The organism is Anabaena sp. UHCC 0451, from assembly GCF_034931405.1.
Taxonomy (GTDB): domain Bacteria; phylum Cyanobacteriota; class Cyanobacteriia; order Cyanobacteriales; family Nostocaceae; genus RDYJ01.
Genome location: NZ_JAYGHA010000044.1, coordinates 15,398 through 35,018 on the forward strand (window position 1 = coordinate 15,398; position 19,621 = coordinate 35,018).

Consider the following 19,621-nt stretch of genomic DNA (forward strand, 5'->3'; position numbering starts at 1 on the left):
CAATAAAAAACTTAGGTTTATGGTATTAGTATTATTTTACTACTCTGATGAAATTTTTCAAAGTTAATTTACCTCTTGCACCCAATTCTCTAGCTTCTATGATTTTTTCTTCATACAACTTTAGAAATATTTCTCTATATTTAGCTCTACTTAAGTAACCTAAGTTGCCAATTTCAAGAATAATAAAAGTTATAGCATCTTCCAAAGTCATATCTTGATTTTTGCTGCGTAAAATATCAATTATTTGAGGTTTAATTGTGGAAATACGTTCATTATTTTGACGTTCCCACTCTTGAGACATAAATTTATGATACTTACCACTTTTATCATCTTGATAAAAAAGTAGTTCATTTTCCTGATACACAAAATCATTTAAAAAGACACCTAAAGCTTTTTGAGGATGGTTACTCCCAACTACAATATGATACTGTGGTCGAGTATCATTATACTCTTCTTTGATTTCAAAACTAGCTATTCCTTTAAAACAACTATCTTTTTGAAGTCTATCTTTGAAATATTTAAGCGCCCATTTTTCAAATTTCTGTTCTTCTTGTTGGTATTCCAACCACCTTGGTTTCCAATCTAAATCCGAGTTATCACCTAAAAGTTTAGTTAGATGTTGTGTATATGTTTCGGCAGTTTTCTGTTTTTTATAATCTTGATAATCCGTTTTATAGAATCCTGCATTGCGAGCAACTGCGCGATTATGAAAAAGTAAGAATAATTCCCCTTTATTTTTACTCACATAATCAGCTATAGAACAAATTTGCTCAAAAGTCACCCCTTGAACTCCAAAAGCATCCAGAAAAAATAATGTTGGATAGTTTTCTAATTCATTCATTATTTGAACTAATGCTTTATCAAATCTTTGATAATCATAAATCTTATATGACAACCCCTCGCCTATTAAACTACAGTTAATATTGAGTTTTTGATTACGTTCTTTATCTTCTTCAGTAAAAAAGCATCTTAATGTAACACGCTTTTCAAGTTCAAATATTTTTGCTAATTTAAGAGCTATTAAAGGTGAACCATCACTATCTAAAAAATCAGTTTTATATCTGTTCCAAAAATCCGATTTACCTATAAAGTTCTCAATGCCAATTCCTTCATCATATTTACCTTCTCCTGCAAAACCATCAACATAGTTAAGATAATTTGATTGGAAGCCTTGGCTACCACCTAAGTTATAACAGAAAGCCTGTATATACCTTAACATGATCCGATGTTTGGTAGCCGTCCATGTTCTTTTACGATTGAAATATTCTCGTTCGTCACCAAATAGAGATTGTTGTATATCTTTTTGCTTTTTAGACATTGCTAAACCTCAAAAACTAAATAAGACATTTAATACTTGTATTCTAGATTAGCAAATGCAAGCAAAATTTGTAAAAAATCTAACAACTTACAACAAGGTTTGATTTTTGGTAAAAATTCTCCTAGTTGTAGTATAAAGTCCTAAGTATCACCCTTCCTAGATAAATTATTTCATCACGTATAAATCGTCTTGTCAAGTCTTAAAATGTAAAATAGATCAAAACAAATACAGAGATTCAGATCCCCGACTTCTTTGATTAATCTTTTCATTCACACAATTAATTATGTTTAGAAGTCCGGGATTTTTGACCACAAACTAAAATCCTGTAAATCCTGATTCAGACAGTTAACCCTCAAAAACATACCTCTCACCTCAGACAGATGACCACACCTCAGACAGATGAAGAAGTATAAACTTAGGCTCTAGTATCAGTCAACCGGATTGGTGCTGAAAGAATGAATTCCAACTTTCATATTTGGACGCTGACACCTACAGATGTCTACAAAACACTAACAACAACTCCCCAAGGTATTAGCGAGGCAGAAGCTAATTTAAGATTAAAACAATCTGGTTATAACGAACTTCCCGAACCCCAAACACGCCCTTTAATTCTGCGTTTCACCGACCAATTAACCCATTTCATGGCCTTGCTGTTGTGGGTAGCGGGAATATTAGCTTTTATTTCCCAAACACCAGAATTAGGTTGGGCAATTTGGGCAGTAATTTGGATTAATGCTATTTTTAGTTTTTGGCAGGAATATCAAGCGGAAAAAGCTTTATCAGCCCTGAAAAAAATCTTACCTTCCCAAGCCAAAGTTTTTCGAGATGGGAAATTGTCTGTAATTGCTGCCCGTGAATTAGTTAGCGGCGATGTCATGCAGTTAGAAGAAGGTGATAAAATATCTGCTGATGCCAGAATTATTGAAAGTCAATCTTTATATGTAGATGTTTCCGTACTCACAGGGGAATCTTTGCCCGTTCCCCGCATTAGCGAACCTGTCACCGCCGCAAATATCCATGCTTCAGAAGCCAGTAACTTAGTATTTGCAGGTTCTACCGTGGCAGCAGGTCGGGGACTGGCGGTAGTATATGCCACAGGCACGCATACAGAATTTGGTCAAGTAGCCCATCTCACCGCCCATGTGAAGCGGGAAGCCAGCACTTTAGAAGTGCAGATTTCTAGGGTAGTTCACATTATTACCATCATTGCTTTGAGTATGGGCGTGGTGATATTTTTACTCACTAAGTTGCTGGTAGGAATGCAACTCAAAGAAAGTTTCATTTTTGCCATTGGTATTATTGTGGCATTTGTCCCCGAAGGTTTATTACCTACTGTGAGTCTAGCCTTAGCAATTGGTGTCAAGCGCATGGCTACCCAAAATGCTTTGGTGCGGCGGCTGTCTGCGGTGGAAACTCTGAGTGCAGTTACTGTGATTTGCACTGACAAAACTGGGACTTTAACTAAAAATGAAATGACTGTCCGCCAATTGTGGATTCCTAATACTAATATTAATGTGACTGGGGTGGGTTATGAACCGAAGGGAGAGGTGGAAGTTATTACGGAAGAGTTACGAACCACAGAGGCGCAGAGAACACAGAGAAATGAGGTGCGGTTAATGTTGGCTGGTGCGGCGCTTTGTTCTAATGCGCGGTTAAATCATCCTCCCAATTCCAATCAATGGCAAGTCTTGGGTGATCCTACGGAAGGGGCGTTATTGGTGGCTGCAATTAAGGCGGGTTTGAAGTTGGAGGAGTTGCAACAGCAAGCGCCAAGGGTTCGGGAAATACCTTTTGATTCTCATCGGCGGATGATGACGGTTTTGTTATACCAATCCTGTATAGATAGGGACTCAATTTTTGGATTAACGAACCGCAGAGACGCAGAGGACGCAGAGGCAGGAAGGAATTTGGCACAGTCTCATGAGGGTGTGGGGCTTTTAGATTCGGATGATCATGAAAATTCCCAGTATTTGATTTTTACTAAGGGATCAACTTTGGATGTATTGCAGCATTCGCGGTATTTATGGCAGCCTGGGGAAAAGCTGGAATTGACGGAAACTCAGCGTGAGGAAGTTGTGGCGGCTAATGATCAATTAGCAAGTCAAGGTTATCGTGTTTTAGGGGTGGCGACAAGGCAAGGTGGGGCGGAATTAAATCAGCTAGATAATAATTTGTTAGAACAGGATTTGACTTTTTTGGGGTTGGTGGGGATGATTGATCCACCACGTCCAGAAGTTGCGGATGCGATCGCTCTTTGTCATCGTGCCGGTATTCAAGTTACTATGATTACGGGTGATTATGGGTTAACTGCTGCTGCGATCGCCCAACGTATTGGTTTAGCCAACGGTAAACCCAGAATTATCACCGGTGAACAATTAGGACATCTTTCTGATACGCAACTACGGCAAATACTGAATAAGCACAAAACCGGGTTAGTATTTGCCAGGGTGATGCCAGAACAGAAACTCAGATTAGTTGAAGCATACAAAACCCTGGGTCATGTCGTCGCTGTTACTGGTGATGGTGTCAACGATGCCCCCGCTTTACGTGCTGCGAATATTGGCATTGCTATGGGAATTAGCGGTACAGATGTTGCCCGTGAAGCTGCGGATATTGTGCTGATAGATGATAACTTTGCCACCATCGTCTCTGCAATTGAACAGGGTAGGGCAGTGTATCAGAACATCCGTAAGTTCATGACTTATATTCTCGCTTCCAACATGGCGGAGTTTTTACCCTTCCTGGCAATGGTGTTTCTGAAAATACCCCCAGCATTGGTAATTTTACAAATATTAGCCATTGATTTAGGTACAGATATGCTGCCCGCACTGGCATTAGGGGCAGAAAAACCGGAAGCTGGTTCAATGGAGTTACCACCACGGAAAAAAAACCAACCTTTGCTAGATTTACCTTTATTACTGCGTGCTTACTGCTTTTTAGGACTGCTGGAAGGTTTAGCAGGGATGGCGGGATTTTTCTTTGTTTGGTGGACAAATGGTTATAACCTTCCGCAATTACAAGCACTCAGTCCTAGTATTTTATCTCACTCAGCAGATGCTACGATAATGGCGATTTATTATCAAGCAACAACTATGACTTTAGCGGTAATAGTTGCCTGTCAAGATGGTAACGTTTTTGCCTGTCGTTCGGAACGATTTTCAATTTTGCGTTTGGGCTTTTTTACTAACCGCTTCATTTGGTGGGGAATTGCTGTGGAATGGTTTTTGATTCTCTCTATTATTTATTATCCTAGTTTGCAAAAAGTTTTCTCGACAGCAGCTTTAAAACCATCTTATTTATTGATGTTATTGTTGTGTCCACCGTTCATTTTAATGGCTGACGAATTGAGAAAGCGAATGCTTGGCAGCGTCAACCATCAAAATTAAATCATCCGTCTTTATCTGTGTTAATCTGCGTTTATCTGCGTACCCTTCGGGAAGCAAGCTACAATTATTCTTGAAATCTGATTCTATGCAGCTTCATATTTTACCAATAAATGTAAATTAAATAGGGTTTGCTGAGAAAGTCTTTTCGTGGAGACAGGGAACAGGGAACAGGGAACAGGGAACAGGGAACAGGGAACAGGGAACAGTTTCAAGAGTTGGATGGGAGAGATTTTTCCTTTGCATCAAACTTAAATGCAAGGTTTTCAAGTTCCCACGTCATAAAATCTTGCACTTTCTGAAAATCAAAATGTCTAAAACCGTTTACCTGTAATGTTTTGAGATTTATTCAGCAGCCCCTAAATAATTTTTTTTGTGGGGTGGGCATCCTTGCCCGCCCTTATTTCACCAATATCAAATACATCGTAAACTCTCTAAACACCTTCCCCTCTATGTAATTCTTCTTCATGCTTAGTAATTACCCAAAGTGCATGAATACTACCGGGAAGCCAACCGAGAAGAGTTAGCAAAATGTTAATGATCAAAGTTGGACCCACACCAGCGGTTAGAAATACTCCCACAGGAGGTAAGAATAAACCAAGCAGCAAACGAGTTAATTTCATGGTATTATTGCTATTCTTTCAAAATTACATTGATTTAAGATTCAGTGGTAACATTAGTATTGCTTTGTAAGCCCATATTCTTTTCTGCAAAGTATTTGCTAATGAATGTATTAGCCAAAGATAGGACTACTGGAGCGAGAATAAAAGCAATAATTCCTTGGACTCTAAACCCAGGAACTAAAACTGATGCTAACCAAAAACAAATTCCATTAACGACTAAAGAAAATCCACCTAAAGTTACAAATGTCAATGGTAAAGATAGGGTAGAAATAATAGGTTTAACTCCAGTATTAATCAAACCAATCACTAAACCTGCAATTAAAGCTGCGGGGAAATTGGCAATTCTAACCCCTGGAAAGATTATATCAACAATCAACAAGCTTAATGCTGTAGCGAGTGCGGTTAAGAATGTCGCCCACATTATTTTTACCTCTGTAACTGCTACCTCCATATTTAAATAAAATTGCAGTTTTAACCTCTATTAATAGATAGGGATTGATGTATATCAAAAGGAGTATTTTTTGCAACAAGATCCCCGACTTATCGAAGAAGTCGGGGATCTAAAACCCTCGATTATTCAGGTTTATAATATAGGGAAGATTTATATAAAAGTTGTTCTTGGTGGGTTTCCAATACACAATCAGATAAGGGATATGTTACACAAGTAACAACATAACCACCTTGGATTTCCTGGGGACGGAGAAATTTTTGCTCACTTTGATCAATTTCACCACTAATAAGTTTAGCGACACAAGCTGAACATTCTCCTTGTTTACAACCTGATGGTAAACGAATACCCGCTTCTTCTGCTATGTCGATTATATATTGATCATCTGGTATTTGAATTGTCCGATCTAATCCTAGTTTGTCGTTGATGAATCTAACTTGATAAACTGTCATATCAATTTTGGGTTGTTTATTTATTTTTTCACGCAGAGACGCAGAGACGCAGAGAGAATTGAAGAAAAACTTTCTTTGCGCCTTTGCTTGAGCTTTTCTTCTATTGTTTGACTGCTTTCATTGATAAACCAATGCGTTTTAATTTCTCGTTGATTTCTAAAACTCTGACTTTTACAACTTGTCCAACTTTGACTATTTTATTAGGATCATCAACAAATCTATCTGCTAGTTGGGATATGTGAATTAAGCCATCTTGATGTACGCCGATATCAACAAATGCACCGAAGTTAGCAACGTTGGTGACAATTCCTTCTAGTTCCATTCCTACGCTTAAATCTCTAATTTCTTTGATTCCCTCTTTGAATGTCGCATACTTAAATTCTGCACGGGGATCTCTTCCTGGCTTTTCTAATTCGCTGAGAATGTCGCGCAGTGTTGGTTCACCAATTGTATCAGTGACGTATTTTTTGATGTTGGTTTTTTTCAGGTTTTCAGCTATTTGTGTTACCTGTTTTAATGGTACTTGTAAATCTTTAGCGATCGCCTCAACTACAGGATAACTTTCTGGGTGAACTGCGGTATTATCTAAGGGGTTTTCTCCGTCTCTAATTCTCAAAAAACCTGCTGCTTGTTCAAAGGCTTTGGGTCCAAGTTTTGCTACTTTTAAGAGTTGTTTACGATTTTTGAAAGCGCCGTTTTGGTTGCGATAGGTGATAATGTTGTTAGCAACTGTGGGGGTAATTCCTGAAACAAATGTTAGCAATTCTTTGGAAGCGGTGTTTAAATCTACTCCCACATAGTTGACACAACTTTCTACTGTTTCATCGAGTTTCTTTTTCAGCAATTTTTGATCAACGTCGTGCTGATATTGTCCGACTCCAATTGATTTAGGATCAATTTTTACTAATTCGGCTAAGGGATCTTGTAATCTTCTCCCGATGCTAATTGCACCTCTGACTGTAATATCTAATTCGGGAAACTCTTCTAATGCAACTTTGCTGGCTGAATATATGGAAGCACCAGATTCATTTACCATTACTTTAACTGGTTTGCGATCGCAATTTGCTAATACTTCTGTGACAAATTCATCTGTTTCACGGGATGCTGTTCCGTTACCAATGGCTATTAATTCAATTTTGTATTTTTCGATGAGGTTTTTGATGGTTTGTGCTGCTTTTTTCCGTTGTTCTGCTGCTTGGTGCGGAAATACGGCTTGATATTCTAAAAATTGACCTGTTTGATCCAAAACTGCAACTTTACAACCAGTTCTAAAACCTGGATCTAGGGCTAAAGTTGGTTTCATTCCTGCGGGTGCAGATAGCAGTAATTCCCGCAAGTTTGTTTCAAAGGTTTTGATGGATTCAATATCAGAATAAGTTTTTTTTTCAGAAATTACTTCTCCTATTAGAGAGGTTTTCATTAAGCGGTTAAAGGCATCTTTTAACATTGCTTGATAAAAATCTCTGATGTTTCTAACTTTGGTTTTAATTTCTTGGGATTCTAAATAGGAAAGTACAAAATCTTCATCAAAAGCAATTTCAAAGTTTAAGATTTTCTCAGCTTCTCCCCGACACAAAGCCAGCATATTATGGGGGGCGATGTTTTTCACTTTGATTTGATAGTTACGGTACATTTCAAATTTGGTTGTACCTTCGGGATGTTCATCTTTAATGCGGGAAATAAACAAGCCTTCTGCTAATAAATAATCCCGTAAATAGGCGCGTAATTCTGCTTTTTCGGCAACTTCTTCGGCTAAGATGTCTGATGCGCCTTTTAATGCTTCCTCTGGGGTTTTTACAGCTTTTTCTTCAGAAACATATTTCGCTGCTTCTGCTGCTAGGTCAGATGCTACACCATTTTTCACATTTAATGATTTAATAAATGCTGCTAAAGGTTCTAGTCCTTTCTCTCTAGCGATAGTTGCACGGGTACGACGTTTTGGTTTGTATGGTAGATATAAATCCTCAAGTTCTGTTTTTTGCAAACAGGAAGCGATTTTATTTTGTAGTTCATCTGTGAGTTTATCTTGTTGGGCGATCGCATTTAAAATCACCTGCTTTCTTTCTTCTAATTCTGTTAAGTATGTATACCTGTCAGATAAATCTCGCAACTGCACTTCATTCATCTCGTTAGTGCGTTCTTTGCGGTAACGTGCAATAAAGGGAATTGTTGCACCTTCAGCCAAAAGTTCCAGTGCGTTCTGCACCTGATGGGGTTTAAGTTCTAGTTCAGTTGCTAGTAGTTGAGGAATGTTCAACATTGAGTATTTCAGTTAAAAATGCTACTTAAAAAGGTAATATGCTGGATCAATATGCCAGTAAAAGCCAGGAAACTCAGATAATCTACCAAATTACTTCATCTGAGCCGATTCATATCCTAAGTTTAAACAAAGTATTGTCAAGAAAACATACTTAAGTGTATAATTAATTCTTATTTCTAGTATAGGTTGAATTTATAGATTTCAACCATTAGGCTGTTAATTCAGGATTTTGTAAAATGCCTCTATTTTTTCTGATTCCATTATGTACTGGTTTTATCACTGGTTATTTTTTGAACAAAGAGAATGATGAGATTGCTTATATTGCAGGTGTGTTTACAGCAGTCACGCTGATTTTGAGCCTCATTTTAGCACCTTGGCAAATTCAGTTAGGTTTGTTAGTTTTTGTAATTTTCTTTTCTAATAAACTGTTGCGGAAAACTTATTAACAGTACACAATTATCTGCGTTGATCTGCGTCCATCTGCGTTTAATTATTAGTGTTTGTACCTCACTTGAATGGGAATTGCGATCATGGTGTTTGGGTAAGTCACTTACCCAAGTAAGTAAGTTATGAATTATGAATTATGAATTATGAATTATGAATTAATTTCCCCTCTCACTAAAATTACTGTACTTTCAATACCAGAAGCAATAGTTTCGGGAATATTACCTTGAATTGCTTGTTGTAATAAACCCTCACGAGAAGCACCCAAAACAACAACATCATAACCTTCTGTTTTCACTAAATTAATTACTCCCTCGCAAACAGAATCAGCTTGTATAGGTTCAGCTATAACGTTACTCTGTAAGTTGCGATGACGCATTAATTGACGAGTAGATTCTTCTAAAACCTTCATATCTGGTTGTAATTCTGATGGTTTAAAAACTTGAGTGAGACGAATTTCGGCATCATTTCCTAATGTTACTAAAGCCGGTAATAATTTAATTGCTATAGGTGCATTTGGTCCCCCTGCCATTGGTACTAACCAACGGTTAAAATGGGAAGAATCGGAAATATTCCCTAATTTTACTAAGACAACATCACAGGCAGCTTGACGAATTATGGTATCTACAACTGTGCCAAAAATCCTACCAGGGGTAGAAGTATTTCCTTTCCAACCCATGAAAATTAAATCTATGTGTCGTTCTTTAATTGTTTCTAAAATCGCTTGGGCAACATCATGGGCAACTCGTATTTGTGTATGAATGGGAATGTGAGATTTTTTGGCTAAAGCTTCCGCGTGTTTGAGTAAACGACGACTTTTTGTGGTTCTTACTTCTGTTTCCGATGGGGAACTATGACGGGATACTAAAATAATTTGTAAACACTCTAATTCATAATGGCGATCGCGAGCAATAGTAATAGCCATTTGTAATAAAGTATCTGCTGTTTCTGGGTTCGCTACTGTTACTAATAATCTACCTCTACCAATACTAGGCGATCGCGTTTGGTATACTACATAAGATGGTTCTGGTTGGGGTCCAGAAACTCCACTTTCACAATTAAGATGATCTGCTTCTGCTCGAATTATATCTGCACGGGTAATAATGCCAATTAGTTTTTTTCTTTCCACCACTGGTAAACGACTAATTTGATAGCGGTCTAATAAATATAAAACATCACCCAGTGTTTGCTTAGGTCTAACTGTCACCGGTTCAGGTGTCATGATTTCCCTTAAAGCCGAATGGTTGGGTGAGTGACGATTTTGTAAATCTGATTGGGTGACAATTCCTACCAATTTGCTTTCTTCAACCACCGGAAACCCCCGATGATGAGAACGAGAAAAGGCTTGAATAACTTCATCTATAGACATTTCTGTATCTAGAGTTTCCACCCGTTGCTGCATGACATCCTGGGCTGTTAAATGAGTTAATATTCCTTCTATGGGAGCATTTTTTTGAATTTTAATCCCATTCAATTGTAAAAGTTTGTCATACAGTGAACCAGGTACTACCTTATCTGCTACTAAATAGGATGTGACAGAAACAATCATTAAAGGTAATACTAAATTGAAATCTGTCGTCATTTCAAACACAATCACAATAGCAGTAATTGGGACTTTAGAAACCGCGCTAAAAAATCCCCCCATTCCTGCTAAAGCGTAGGTAGTAGGAGAACCTAAACCCCAAAGTTGAAACTCACACACCCCAACTATGTGACCTAAACAAGAACCTAAGATCAAACTAGGTGCAAATAAACCCCCTGGTGCGCCCGAACCAAAAGCAATTAAAGTTAAAATAAATTGGGAAATAAAAGTAATAATTGCCAAAAGAAGATTAGGTTGACTAGCAATCATATACTCCCGTAAACCAGCATTATCACGATAATATTCAGGGAGTAAAGCCACAATTAAACCAGAAACCAAGCCAGCTAAAGCTACTCGTAAAGGTAAGCTAATATGCAATCTCCGATAAGTTTTAATACTAAAAATTAAACCCTGATTAAATACAGCACCCAGCAAACCTGCCAAAATACCCAAAAGTAAGAAAATAGGAATTTCTAGCAGAGAGAACTGGCTAGAATAATTCATTAATTCCAAGTTCAATTCCAAACTCCCACCACCTAACAACCGGGAAATTACCCCACCAATAAAACAGGCGATAATTGCAGTTCCTAAAGTTAGTCCTGATACATCTTGTAGTAACTCTTCAATAATAAATAATACCCCTGCAATGGGGGCGTTAAAAGCAGCGGATAAACCAGCACCCGCACCCGCAGCAATCATTTGACGACGATGATCTGGGGAAGTGGGAACCCAGCGACTCATTCCTGCTGCTAAACCTGCACCGACTTGAACCGTGGGACCTTGTCTTCCTAATGTGAGACCCGAACCCAAGGCGATGATAGCACTGAGTAACTTGATAAATGCTACCCGCCAGGATAACTTGATTGGTATATTGGCTAGACTGGCTTTAACTTGAGGAATACCACTACCCGCTGCTTCTGGTGCTAACCTCTGCACCAACCAACCAGCTAAAAACCCAAAACTCATGCCTATTAAGGGTAAAGTTAGCCAAGCAGGTAAAAATTGGGTGCTGTGAACGCGCCATGTTCCCAACCATCCTGAACCCTGTTTCAGTAACACCGCCGACAAAGCGGCAACAATTCCAATCATACAAGCTTCAGCGTTAGGGTTGCCTATCAAGGATATTGCTAAACCTTTTTTAGACTGCCATAAGTTGCGAAACCGCTGGGTTAGTATGTCCGGGGAAATCATAAATTTTAAATTCTCATCTTATCAAGATTGAGGATGATTTTTGAAATAATCTTTTAGCCAAGTGTAGCTTTGTGTTAGTAAATTATCTACATTTAACAATACTATTGCCAAAACCCTGAAACCCTATTGATATCGTCACGATTTTATTGGGTTTCAGACATATTTGAGAAAATTGGCAATAGTATTGTTACTAATAGTTCAATATTCAAGATTTGACTTTCAGGATGTTGAACAATTAAACCACACAATTTTTGAGTTAAAAAAGGTTGTCCTCCTGTCCAATATAAAACTTGTTTTAAAATCTCTTCAGGATTGCCTACTTTTCCTTGTAATCCCGGAATTAAAGCATCTTTAGCTTCAGCAAAAGTAAATCCAGTTAATTCAATTAAAGGACCGATATTAAAATGAAATAGAGTTTTTTAACTGGTAGGTAATTGTAATGATTGAACCTCTAAAAATTAAGAGAGGCGATCTGCAGCGGGTGTGGCGCAATGCCGCAGTCGCGGTTTTGATATTAATTTATTCAACGCTAATTTTCTCTTAAAACGTGAAGGTAGTTCTCACCGTACCAATAACTACATCTGGATTATTACTGGTTTGGTTGGGAGCAACTAGCCAAATTACACCAGGGGTAATGGAAATATGATCATTTAATTTATACTTATAAAAGGCTTCCAAATGCAACGGTGTGGCACGATTGGGGATAGTGCTAATTAAGTCAGTTGCACCACCGAAGAATGCTCTAAAAGCAGGTGAAGCAATACCAGAACGAGTAGCATAAGGAGGAACACCAACTACAATACCTCCTAAATTACCTTCTTTACCCAAATCAGGAAAACCTAGAGCGATCGCATAACTGTAAACATCTGCACTTTCGTTCTCCGTGTCCGCAGATTTACCTTGTTGGTTAGCATACATAAACCAACCATTAACGGTAAATTTCGGCGAAACTTCCCACAAACCAGCTACACCATAAGCGTTAATTTCTCTGCGGGAATTATCGGAAATTAAACTCGGTGAATTTGCCGCAATTGTTCCCACATCATTGAGGAAAGTGGGTGTTCCTGCTGTATAACCGTTGACATAAGTTAAGCCAAAAGCTAAATTTCTACTAGGTTTAATGCTTAATTGTGCTAAAGCTGAGTAGCGACCATTAAATAAACCTCCTGCTGTCGTTCCATTACTGCTATCAGGAGTTAAATTTTCTGGACTTTCGGCATTGGGAGCTAAATAACCTAAAGTTAAGTTAATTCCCGAACTCAACTCATAATTTAATCCTAAACCCGCACCATTGGAAACAATCCGATAAATAGGGCTATATTGACCAAAGGTGGAAAGTGAACCAGAACCACCATCTTCATCATTAAATTTACTAAATACATTAGGTAAATAGTCTACGTGTTCTCCCCTATTAGCAAATACAGCCGCTCGTAATTTTTTACCAACAGGAAACTTGTAACTAACAGTACCTATTTCTACATTACCTGCTTGATCTGGAAACTCATGGTTAAAGGTTTGTGAACCTTCTGGTGTTGTTTGTCTACTGTTTAACTGGGCTAAAATTGGATCTGCACCATAGCGAAAACCCCCCGCCCTTTGTGGGTGTGGTGTGCTACCAGCTTGGAGTCTAATTTTTAGCTCATCTTGTCCTGTAAAACTACTGACTAAATTCAGCCGTACTCTGTTAGCAAAAATAGTGCTGTTGCGTGGTACACCCACTCCAAAGGGATCACTATCTCCACTCAACACATCTGTCACCGCAAATATCGCTTCACCGGAAAGTTTTGTTGTGGTGGAAAATTGTTGACTTTCTAACATTTCGGCGCGGTTTTCTACTGCATCCACCCTACCGCGTAAAGTGGCTAATTCTGGGGTAAATTCCTCTTTTAGACGTTGGATAGGAAGTAAATCTTCTTTTTTAACTAAATCCACAGTTGATGTGGCTATTAGCTCATTTACTCTATCTAAACAAGCATTTAAACCAGCAGCAAATTCATAACGAGTCATAGCTCGGTTTCCTCGGTATGTACCGTTGGGATACCCTGCTACACAACCATACCGTTCTACTAAAGATTGTAACGCACTAAAAGCCCAGTCTGTGGGTTGTACATCAGATAACTGAGATACAGAAGTTACTTGCGCTAAAGCATCATTTTCTTCTATTTCACTTCCCCATGCTACCGGAGATATGAAAACTACTGGGGTTGCTAAGACTAAACCTAATAAAACTTTTAACATCACTTCCTCACCGATACACCCTAATTTGGATTTGCTTTACACAAGTATCACGATAATGATAATTATTATCATATTAAAGCAATAGTGTAAACACCGAGTGAGTAAAAAGATGAAAAAAGTTAACAGTCAAGATTCCCCTTGGTTTCGCGCTATGTTGTTACAAGAACGAATTGCGGGTGTTTCTGAGGAAGTGGTTTATGATACGGAATTGGGGTTAAAAGGACTTGAACGGTGGAAATCAGATTCAATTTGGAAGGATACAGATTTATTTGCTCAAAAATTAGCTACTGAGGGAATTAGTGAGGAGCAGTTTTGCCAAATTCTAGGACAAACTATAGCACCTGTACCATTGACGTGGGTAAAAGAAATTGAGCAGGCTTATATAAAATTTAATGATCAAGATATTGCAACGCTGTTATGTAGTTCTAGTTTATCTACACATCCTTGTTTTGGGTTTTTGAATGCGATCGCACCTTTTCTTGCTCAAGGTATGATTAAATTAAAAACAGGATTAAATAAGATATATAATATACAAAATCTGCCTGATAATTTACGGTATATTCAGGATGTTTTATTAGAAGGATTACCAGAAAATTTACTATTAATGCTCAACTCTACCTTAATATTAGAACTGAATGTAGCCAGATTGCAAGGTGTATTAACAGGGGAAAATTCCCAAGAGCGGTTTAGTAGTTTTATACAACGGTTAAAAAATCCCCAAGTACAACTAGCATTATGGGAAGAATACCCTGTTTTAGCTAGACAGGTCTTAGAAACAATTAATCGCTGGGTAGAAAATAGCTTAGAATTTACTCAGCATCTTGATCAAGATTGGGAAAAAATTTGTTACCAATTTCAACCACCTGTAAACCCTGGAAAACTCATCAAAGTCAAGCGAGGAGAAGGTGACAGCCATAATAACGGTAAGTCAGTTATTATACTTCAATTTTCTAGCGGTTGGCAGTTAGTTTATAAACCCAGATCCTTAGCAGTAGATGAGCATTTTCAACAACTGCTGTCATGGTTAAATGCAAAAGGCTTTAAACCAAAGTTTCAGACTTTAAATATTTTAAATCATCATAATTACGGTTGGGTAGAATTTGTCAGTTCTCATCCTTGCTCTTACCAAGAAGAAATTAACAGATTTTACCAGCGTCAAGGGGGTTATCTAGGATTATTGCATATCCTAGAAGCTACCGATTTTCACTTTGAAAACTTGATTGCAGCAGGAGAACATCCGATATTAATAGATTTAGAATCTTTATTTCATCCTCGTAGTGATTCTCAAACCATAGCAGCAGATAATTTAGACCGAGAGATGATCGCAGATTCAGTATTGCGCGTTGGTTTATTACCGCAAATCGTCTGGGGAAATACGCAAGCTGCGGGAATTGATATGAGTGGTTTAGGAGGTGCAGGAGGACAGTTAGTACCGGATAAAGTCCCAAAAATATCACAGGTAGGGACAGACACCATGAAGATAGAACGTCAACAGACTGTAATGATGGGTAGTCAAAATAGACCTAAATTAAATCAACAGGAAATTAATGTTTGGGAATATACAGAGTTTGTAATTGATGGATTTAAAAGAATTTATGAGATTATATTAGAACATCAGCAAGAACTGAGAGAAATTTTAAGTCAGTTTGCAGAAGATAAAGTACGGGTGGTGATGCGACCTAGTAGAGTATATGCTTTATTATTGCGAGAAAGTTATCATCCTGATTTTTTGCGAGATGCCTTAGAACGCGGTCGCCTATTTGATAAACTTTGGATAGAAGTAAAACAACGTCCTCAACTCAGTCAAATTATCACCGCAGAACGGGAAGCACTATGGAAAAGTGATATTCCCCTGTTTACAACCTATCCCCATTCCCGCGACTTATTCCATCAAGACACAAAATTACACATCCCTAACTTTTTTCATCAATCAGGAATAGAATTAGTACATCAGCGTCTAACTAAACTGAATCAAGAAGACTTAGAAAAGCAAACATGGTTTATCAAAACATCCTTAGCTACATTACAAATAAGTGATAATGCTGATAGTCATAAAATTAAATTAGGGCAAAAACCCAATACAAACAAAGTTAATAACCCAAATTTCCAGAGTGAATTATTAGCAGCAGCCTGTAAAATTGCTAACAGACTACAAATACTATCCTATCAAAATAGTGAATTTATTAACTGGATGGGTTTAACTCTTACCCCCAGTCAGCAATGGACATTAGCACCTCTAGGTACAGACCTATACGCAGGTATCCCTGGAGTAGCATTATTTTTAGCTTATATGGGAGAAATCACCCAAAATCAAAATTATACAGATTTAGCTAAAGCAGCAATTAAAACCTTAAAACACAAACTAACAACAACCTCAATCAAATTTATAGGTGCTTTTAGTGGTTGGGGAGGGATAATTTACACCTTTACCCATTTAGGAACTTTATGGAGAGAACCAGATTTAATTGCAAATGCTTTCATCTTAGCAGAACAACTCCCACCCTTAATAGAACAAGATCAACAATTAGATATAATTGCGGGTGCTGCTGGTTGTATTGGTAGCTTATTAAGCTTTTATCAAACTTACCCAAATCAACATATTCTGAATATTTCTATACAATGCGGTCAACATCTTCTTACCCAAGCACAAACCCAAAATACTGGTATTGGTTGGCAATCACTAGCAGGAGAAAATCAACCCTTAACTGGCTTTGCACATGGGGCGGCTGGTTTTGCTTGGGCGCTCTCTAAACTAGCTGTAGTTACTGGAAATCAAGAATTTGAGACCGCAGCTATACAAGCTATCAACTATGAACGCAGCCATTTTGAACCCCAAGAGAATAACTGGTTAGATTTACGGCAAACAAATGTCAAAAATAGTTGCATGACAGCATGGTGTAGTGGAGCGCCCGGAATTGCTTTAGGAAGGTTAGACATTACCGCAAATATACTAGATAACATAATGTATAAAGAAATCGAAACTGCCATTGTAACCACCATCGAACAAGGATTTGGAAATAACCACTGTCTTTGTCATGGAGACTTAGGAAACATTGACTTATTATTAACAGCAAAAACCAAATTAGATTACCCAGAACTAGAAAAAGAAACCGCAAAAATTGCCTCCCAAATTTTAAATGCTCTGCAAACAAACAACCCCCTTTGTGGTGTACCATTAGGCATAGAAACCCCAGGATTAATGACAGGTTTAGCAGGTATTGGTTACGGACTATTACGTTTAGCTTACCCCGAAAAAATACCCTCCATCCTCCTACTTGAACCACCAAAAACATTATTTTAGTAGTCAGGAGTCAGGAGTCAGGAGTCAGAATATTTGTTTGTAGAAATGAGCTATATAAGTATGTTTTCAAATCAATTATCAAGAATAACTCGAAAACTATAATTAATTCTCAATCCTGTATTCTGTATCCTGAATTATTAGATTAATATTTATCTAAATCTTTACGTTTTTTGTCATTACTTGAGCTAATGAAATACCCAATAGTCCTACAACATAACGAAGAAGATTGTGGTCCTGCTTGTTTAGCAACCATATCTAAATATTATGGACAAATATTCACAATTAACCGGATACGTGCAGCATCTGGAACAGGACAACTAGGAACAACATTACTAAATCTTAAACAAGGAGCGCAGGTATTAGGATTTAATGCGCGTGGTGTAAAAGCTGCTTTAGAATTAGTAGATAAACAACAAATTCCCCTTCCAGCAATTATTCATTGGAAAGGGAATCATTGGACAGTATTATATGGAAAGAAACAGCAAAAATATATCATCGCAGACCCCCTAGTGGGAATTAGATATTTAACCAAAGAAGCTTTATTAACTGGTTGGAAAAATAGCGTCATGTTGCTATTAGAACCCCGTCCAGATTTTTTAGCACAACTAGATGATAGAGAATTGGTAGGAGGTTTTAAACAACTCATTCAACGTCTGGTTAACTATCGCTTTGTTCTCACAGAAGCTTTACTAATAAATTTTGTTGTTGGTTTACTTTCCCTCTTATTACCTTTTTTGATTCAAATTCTCACAGATGATGTTTTAATACGTGGAGATACTCAATTATTAACAGGTATTGCTCTGGGAATATTAACCATGAGTTTAATTAGTAGTTGTTTACAATGGGTACAAGGTAATTTAGTCTCCCATTTTGCTCATCGCTTAGAATTAGATTTAGTCTGGGAGTTTACCAGTAATATTTTACGTTTACCATTATCTTATTATGAATCTCGTCGCAGTGGTGAAGTAGTCAGTAGATTAAGAGATATTCAAACTATTAATCAATTGGTTTCTCAAGTAGGAATAACTTTACCCAGTCAGTTATTGATTGCTCTTACTTCCTTGATTTTGATGTTATTTTATAGTCCCCAACTGACTTTATCATCAATATTTATTGCTGTGTTCATGACTATTTCTACCGTCCTGTCTTTTCCCAATTTACAGCAAAAAATCCGCACAGTTTTAGGTGTAGTTTCTGAAAATCAAGGTGTGTTAGTAGAAACCTTTAAAGGTGCATTAGTTGTCAAAACTACCAACGCTGCACCAGAGTTATGGCCAGAATTTCAAGCTCGTTATGGAAGACAATCAAATTTAATGTTTCGCACTGTACAAATTGTTTTAACAAATACCATTTTTTCTAATTGGGTATCCACTGCTGGGGGAATTATTCTACTTTGGTATGGTAGTATTTTAGTCATTAATCGGGAAATTTCCATAGGTCAATTATTAGCTTTTAATAGTTTAAATACAAACATTCTCAATTTCGTTAATACCTGTGTTCGGTTCTTAACAGAATTTACCCGCGCTCAAGCTGCAACGGAAAGATTAAATGAAGTTATTAACTCAACTCCTGAATTTTCACAAGTTACACAAAAACCCTTTGTGAATATTCCTGAAAATGCGGATATTGTTTGTACAGATATCAATTTTCATCATGCTGGTAGAGTTGATTTATTAAAGGATTTTTCCCTCACTTTACCCGGTGGAAAAGTAATTGCAGTTATTGGTAAATCTGGATGTGGTAAAAGTACCTTAGCAAAATTAATTGGGAGTTTATATTATCCGCAGTCTGGGAATATTCGCATTCATCACTACAATTTATCAGATATTGATCCTAGTTGCTTGCGTCAACAAATAGTTTTAGTTCCTCAAGATGCACATTTTTGGAGTCGTTCTATTTTAGATAACCTATCTCTTGGTTGTCCTCAAGTTACTTTTGAGCAAATAGTCACTGCTTGTCAAGTTGCAGATGCGGATACGTTTATTAGCAAATTACCAGAAAAATATCAAACTATTTTAGGTGAATTTGGTGCAAATCTTTCTGGTGGACAAAAACAAAGATTAGCTATAGCTAGAGGTATTGTTACTAATCCTCCCATCTTGATTTTAGATGAATCTACTGCCGGTTTAGATCCTGTAAGTGAAAGTTTAGTTTTAGATAAATTACTCACTTATCGTCAGGGAAAAACAACTATTTTAATTAGTCATCGTCCTAGAGTTATTAAACGCGCAGATTGGATTATATTGTTAGATTCTGGGAAATTAACGTTACAAGGTACTCACGCAGAACTACTGAATATCCCAGGTGAGCATTTAGACTTTTTAATTCCCTAGAGTCACAAAAACAGAGGAATTTCACGATTACGAAATTATACGGTTTAA

Annotated in this window: 11 protein-coding genes; 4 read left to right on the forward strand and 7 right to left on the reverse strand. The window is 37.4% G+C overall.

Going from position 1 to position 19,621, the window contains the following annotated elements:
• Window positions 1-31 precede the first annotated feature (31 nt).
• Window positions 32-1,318 (reverse strand): three-Cys-motif partner protein TcmP, encoded by a 1,287-nt coding sequence (gene tcmP, locus VB694_RS23070; protein WP_323362679.1) that lies wholly within the window; start codon window positions 1,316-1,318, stop codon window positions 32-34.
• Window positions 1,319-1,773: 455 nt separating this feature from the next.
• On the opposite strand from tcmP, the gene VB694_RS23075 reads away from it, so the two are divergent.
• Window positions 1,774-4,704 (forward strand): cation-transporting P-type ATPase, encoded by a 2,931-nt coding sequence (locus VB694_RS23075; RefSeq protein WP_323362680.1) that lies wholly within the window; start codon window positions 1,774-1,776, stop codon window positions 4,702-4,704.
• Between the two features lie 431 nt (window positions 4,705-5,135).
• Here the strand turns inward: VB694_RS23075 and VB694_RS23080 are convergent, their stop codons facing one another.
• The 4 genes from VB694_RS23080 to VB694_RS23095 all read right to left on the reverse strand — a co-directional run bounded on the left by VB694_RS23080 (window position 5,136) and on the right by VB694_RS23095 (window position 8,484).
• Window positions 5,136-5,324: a YqaE/Pmp3 family membrane protein gene (locus tag VB694_RS23080; RefSeq protein ID WP_323362681.1), complete on the reverse strand. Its 189-nt coding sequence runs from the start codon at window positions 5,322-5,324 to the stop codon at window positions 5,136-5,138.
• Between the two features lie 34 nt (window positions 5,325-5,358).
• Complete coding sequence (locus VB694_RS23085) at window positions 5,359-5,745, reverse strand: phage holin family protein (RefSeq protein WP_323362691.1); 387 nt, start codon at window positions 5,743-5,745, stop codon at window positions 5,359-5,361.
• 152 nt (window positions 5,746-5,897) lie between these two features.
• Window positions 5,898-6,224, reverse strand: coding sequence for a 2Fe-2S iron-sulfur cluster-binding protein (locus tag VB694_RS23090; RefSeq protein WP_323362682.1), 327 nt, complete (start codon window positions 6,222-6,224; stop codon window positions 5,898-5,900).
• Window positions 6,225-6,324: 100 nt separating this feature from the next.
• Entirely contained in the window at window positions 6,325-8,484 is a 2,160-nt protein-coding gene (locus tag VB694_RS23095) for a Tex family protein (protein ID WP_323362683.1), read from the reverse strand.
• A gap of 236 nt (window positions 8,485-8,720) precedes the next feature.
• On the opposite strand from VB694_RS23095, the gene VB694_RS23100 reads away from it, so the two are divergent.
• Window positions 8,721-8,930, forward strand: coding sequence for a hypothetical protein (locus VB694_RS23100; protein ID WP_323362684.1), 210 nt, complete (start codon window positions 8,721-8,723; stop codon window positions 8,928-8,930).
• Between the two features lie 149 nt (window positions 8,931-9,079).
• On the opposite strand, the gene VB694_RS23105 is transcribed toward VB694_RS23100, so the two are convergent.
• The gene (locus VB694_RS23105; RefSeq protein ID WP_323362685.1) at window positions 9,080-11,701 is read right to left on the reverse strand and encodes a chloride channel protein; all 2,622 of its coding nucleotides are present in this window, start codon (window positions 11,699-11,701) and stop codon (window positions 9,080-9,082) included.
• Between the two features lie 540 nt (window positions 11,702-12,241).
• Window positions 12,242-13,939 (reverse strand): iron uptake porin, encoded by a 1,698-nt coding sequence (locus tag VB694_RS23110; RefSeq protein ID WP_323362686.1) that lies wholly within the window; start codon window positions 13,937-13,939, stop codon window positions 12,242-12,244.
• Between the two features lie 109 nt (window positions 13,940-14,048).
• On the opposite strand from VB694_RS23110, the gene VB694_RS23115 reads away from it, so the two are divergent.
• A complete protein-coding gene (locus VB694_RS23115) occupies window positions 14,049-17,240 on the forward strand; it encodes a type 2 lanthipeptide synthetase LanM family protein (RefSeq protein WP_323362687.1) in 3,192 nt (1,063 codons plus the stop codon).
• A 188-nt stretch (window positions 17,241-17,428) separates the two neighbouring features.
• Window positions 17,429-19,573 (forward strand): peptidase domain-containing ABC transporter, encoded by a 2,145-nt coding sequence (locus VB694_RS23120; protein WP_323362688.1) that lies wholly within the window; start codon window positions 17,429-17,431, stop codon window positions 19,571-19,573.
• The last annotated feature ends 48 nt before the right edge of the window (window positions 19,574-19,621 follow it).